Origin of the sequence: Enterococcus sp. 4E1_DIV0656, from assembly GCF_002140695.1 — a bacterium.
Taxonomy (GTDB): domain Bacteria; phylum Bacillota; class Bacilli; order Lactobacillales; family Enterococcaceae; genus Enterococcus_D; species Enterococcus_D entomosocium.
Map to the genome: position 1 here is coordinate 95,092 of NZ_NGLF01000004.1, position 2,990 is coordinate 98,081.

Genomic DNA, 2,990 nt, shown 5'->3' on the forward strand with positions numbered 1-2,990 from the left:
TGATCACGTCATTTGCTGTGCTAAATTTGAAAGAGTTGCGCAATATTCAACTCAAATTATTTATTTACGATATTGATATCGAAAAATTTTCTACTTTAGAGGAAGCTAAATCTAGATGTAACTCTCTTATGTATAAATAATTTAACTAGCTGATCATAGCTAGTTTTTTTTATCTGTATCTAATGAACTAAATGTTCGCCCTTCATCTGCTTGATAAAAAGAAATATTTATCGCTACACCTATGGCGGCGGATTTAGAAGTTTATAGATTAGCGAATGACACGGAAATATCTTCCATCTGCTATGGGTGAATCAGATAAAATATATTTCTGGATGGTTCCTTTGAAGAGTTTTTCTCCTTCACAGCAACTTTTTAAAGAAGGATACATTTTTTTAGAACCATCCAGATAATAAACATTGATTCCCTGAATCTGATTATAATTAATCGGAGAACGTCGTGTACAAGAAAGTTGATCTCCTAGACATTTCACCTGATTAACAATCATTGGGTCATTAAGCCAATTTTTGTTAAGTGTCAATTTTACGATTAACTGATGAATAGCTTCTTTTTGCATTTTATTCCTCCACTTAAACCAATCGTCTATCTAGTTTACATATTACATAGTACGTCATCAAAAAAACTCAAACTATTCTTCATTGATTTCAGTTACCCATTAAATTTTTATAATTTATAACAGTTCTTTCTGTAGTATTTGTCACTTTTGAATTTGAAAGGGTTACAACTGCCGAATTACTGAGTAGCTTTATAATTGTTCCAGCCGCTTGTTTTTTTCTATATATAAATATGACCTGTTGATCTATATGAAAAGCTTGACCTTCTATTGAAAGTTGTTGTGGTTTCCATTGTGAAAAACTCATTCTTACCCCTCCTTTGAAGTATGAAAAAACCCGCCTCACACATGTTGAGACGGGTTAAAAGACACTTTTATGCTTTGTAGATATTAGCAGCTTGCAAGCCGCGTTGGCCTTCTTCAGTATCAAAAGTAACTGCTTGACCTTCATCTAAAGATTTAAATCCATCCGCTTGAATTGCTGAAAAATGAGCAAATACATCTTGACCATCTTCTCCTGTAATGAATCCAAAACCTTTATCTGAATTAAACCATTTTACTGTACCTTTATTCATATTGTTTCCTCCTTGTGCATCTCTAGTATGCGTTTTGTTGCAATAAATGTTTGATTAGCAAAAGGAGAGTATAAATTTAAGTATAGCACTCTTAATACGATTCAAAATATATCACTACAATTAGTATAACACCTGTCTCTTATACACATGAACATAATTAAGATTGACCTGTTGTGACACTTGCGAGGGATAACTTACTAGTAATCAATCTAGTGCAAGAAACTTTTAATATGTTAAAATTAGTAGTCGCCTATCCGACAGTCTTGCGACTGGAGGGAGGTGTTTTCATGATTCAATTCTTCATTTGCCCCCTTCTTGTCGGCTTACTAGTAGCCCTCTTCGAGTATTGGCTGAATAATCGAGACAAGAAGTAAAGCAACGAAGGCGACATCAGCCCACAAAATAAAACCCCAGAGAATCCGACTTCTCTGGGGTTTCGTGGTGTTTTCATGTCCAATAATTCATTTGCATGTACATTTTAACATGTAACTTCAAGGAAATCAATGAAGACAGGTATTGGAAAGAGCGCTGCCTGAAACTTCAATAACGGGCAGCGCAAGTTTAAAGATGCAGATCTAAGTGTATCATAACAAACAAATATGAAAAAAATTAGAAGGTAGTGATGATTCTACCGTCGTTTGATTTACTTTTATTCTTAATAAGTTTTGTAATAGTTGCTCGACATGGTAGTTCGTTAGCTACGCAGTCACTGATCGTTGCATAGTTTCTGACATTGTTCTTATAAACGCGTCCGTCTAAAATAGTTGCCCCTATCGTTTGAACCTCTTTGACAATTTCTGGAGAATCTAACCATCCCTTTTCAGCAGTTAAATGTAAAATTCTTTAATAGCTACGCTTATTTTTCATCCAGAATGATGACCTCCAAAATTTTTTCTTTCTATCTATATAGCATCATTTTGTGTTTCAGGTAGTTGAGCTAGTTGAGCAAAATCAATTAAAGATTCGATCGATAATCCAGCATTTCGTAAGTTTCTTGCTAAATAAATCCAATTCAAATCATTTGTAGTAAAATCTCTGTAGCCACTCTCGTTGCGGTGAACGGGTGGTATAACACCAACACGCTCATAATAGCGTAGCGTGTCCACACTTAATCCAAACACTTCAGCTGCTTTTTTGATATTCATCAAATCTCCTCCTCATTCCTCTTATTTATAATAATCCTTGAAGTTAACTCTAAGGCAAGCAGAAAACTCTTCTCTCTAAAATAATAAACAAAATAACTACTTGTATTTCGTAAACACTTAAAAACATTCATTTAAAAGATTTAGCAATAGATCAAATTAGTTGAATATAATTTTTCATATTCTAATGTTTATTAAGTAAGAATAATGTTAAAATAAAAAAACGAAGAGTACTCGGCGCAGTCCAGAAAAACTTCCCCAAGTTTTCTGTGCCGGTACTCTTCTTAGATTAATGCATGTTGCTTATTCAGCCTACGTTATAAATTCTTTTTTTGCAAGCAATTAAGGTGTTGAACCAATACTTAGGAATCCCTTATGTTTTTTCTATTTTTACTTTTGACTTCTTTTAAGTGCTATACTGGACAAGTACCATGAAAGTAGGTGTTCAAATATGAATACTAATTTTTATCCAGTGGAAGTTTTTAGTTCGGACTACCGTTTATATTCATCAAAAGCAAAAACAAGTTTATATGATTTTCAATCGAGACCACCTTTGATCACGTCATTTGCTGTGCTAAATTTGAAAGAGTTGCGCAATATTCAACTCAAATTATTTATTTACGATATTGATATCGAAAAATTTTCTACTTTAGAGGAAGCTAAATCTAGATGTAACTCTCTTATGTATAAATAATTTAACTA

4 protein-coding genes and 1 pseudogene are annotated in these 2,990 nt (G+C 33.2%); 1 reads left to right on the forward strand and 4 read right to left on the reverse strand.

The window, feature by feature from the left end; all coding sequences use genetic code 11:
• Positions 1 to 268 precede the first annotated feature (268 nt).
• The 3 genes from A5882_RS19060 to A5882_RS19070 all read right to left on the reverse strand — a co-directional run bounded on the left by A5882_RS19060 (position 269) and on the right by A5882_RS19070 (position 1,146).
• On the reverse strand, positions 269 to 574 hold the full coding sequence (locus A5882_RS19060; protein WP_086373510.1) for a hypothetical protein: 306 nt from the start codon (positions 572 to 574) through the stop codon (positions 269 to 271).
• An 88-nt stretch (positions 575 to 662) separates the two neighbouring features.
• On the reverse strand, positions 663 to 878 hold the full coding sequence (locus A5882_RS19065) for a hypothetical protein (RefSeq protein ID WP_086373511.1): 216 nt from the start codon (positions 876 to 878) through the stop codon (positions 663 to 665).
• Positions 879 to 945: 67 nt separating this feature from the next.
• Positions 946 to 1,146 (reverse strand): cold-shock protein, encoded by a 201-nt coding sequence (locus tag A5882_RS19070; RefSeq protein WP_005237682.1) that lies wholly within the window; start codon positions 1,144 to 1,146, stop codon positions 946 to 948.
• A 287-nt stretch (positions 1,147 to 1,433) separates the two neighbouring features.
• Here A5882_RS19070 and A5882_RS19655 point away from each other — a divergent pair, with 287 nt between their 5' ends.
• Positions 1,434 to 1,520: a type I toxin-antitoxin system Fst family toxin gene (locus tag A5882_RS19655; RefSeq protein ID WP_124018491.1), complete on the forward strand. Its 87-nt coding sequence runs from the start codon at positions 1,434 to 1,436 to the stop codon at positions 1,518 to 1,520.
• 540 nt (positions 1,521 to 2,060) lie between these two features.
• Here A5882_RS19655 and A5882_RS19080 read toward each other — a convergent pair.
• Positions 2,061 to 2,291: pseudogene (locus A5882_RS19080) on the reverse strand (MerR family transcriptional regulator); the annotation flags it as partial.
• Between the last annotated feature and the right edge of the window lie 699 nt (positions 2,292 to 2,990).

Bases quoted from the DNA above. Each gene is read 5' to 3' on its own strand.
- A5882_RS19060 (WP_086373510.1), bottom strand. From the start codon at position 574: ATGCAAAAAGAAGCTATTCATCAGTTAATCGTAAAATTGACACTTAAC.
- A5882_RS19065 (WP_086373511.1), bottom strand. From the start codon at position 878: ATGAGTTTTTCACAATGGAAACCACAACAACTTTCAATAGAAGGTCAA.
- A5882_RS19070 (WP_005237682.1), bottom strand. From the start codon at position 1,146: ATGAATAAAGGTACAGTAAAATGGTTTAATTCAGATAAAGGTTTTGGA.
- A5882_RS19655 (WP_124018491.1), top strand. From the start codon at position 1,434: ATGATTCAATTCTTCATTTGCCCCCTTCTTGTCGGCTTACTAGTAGCC.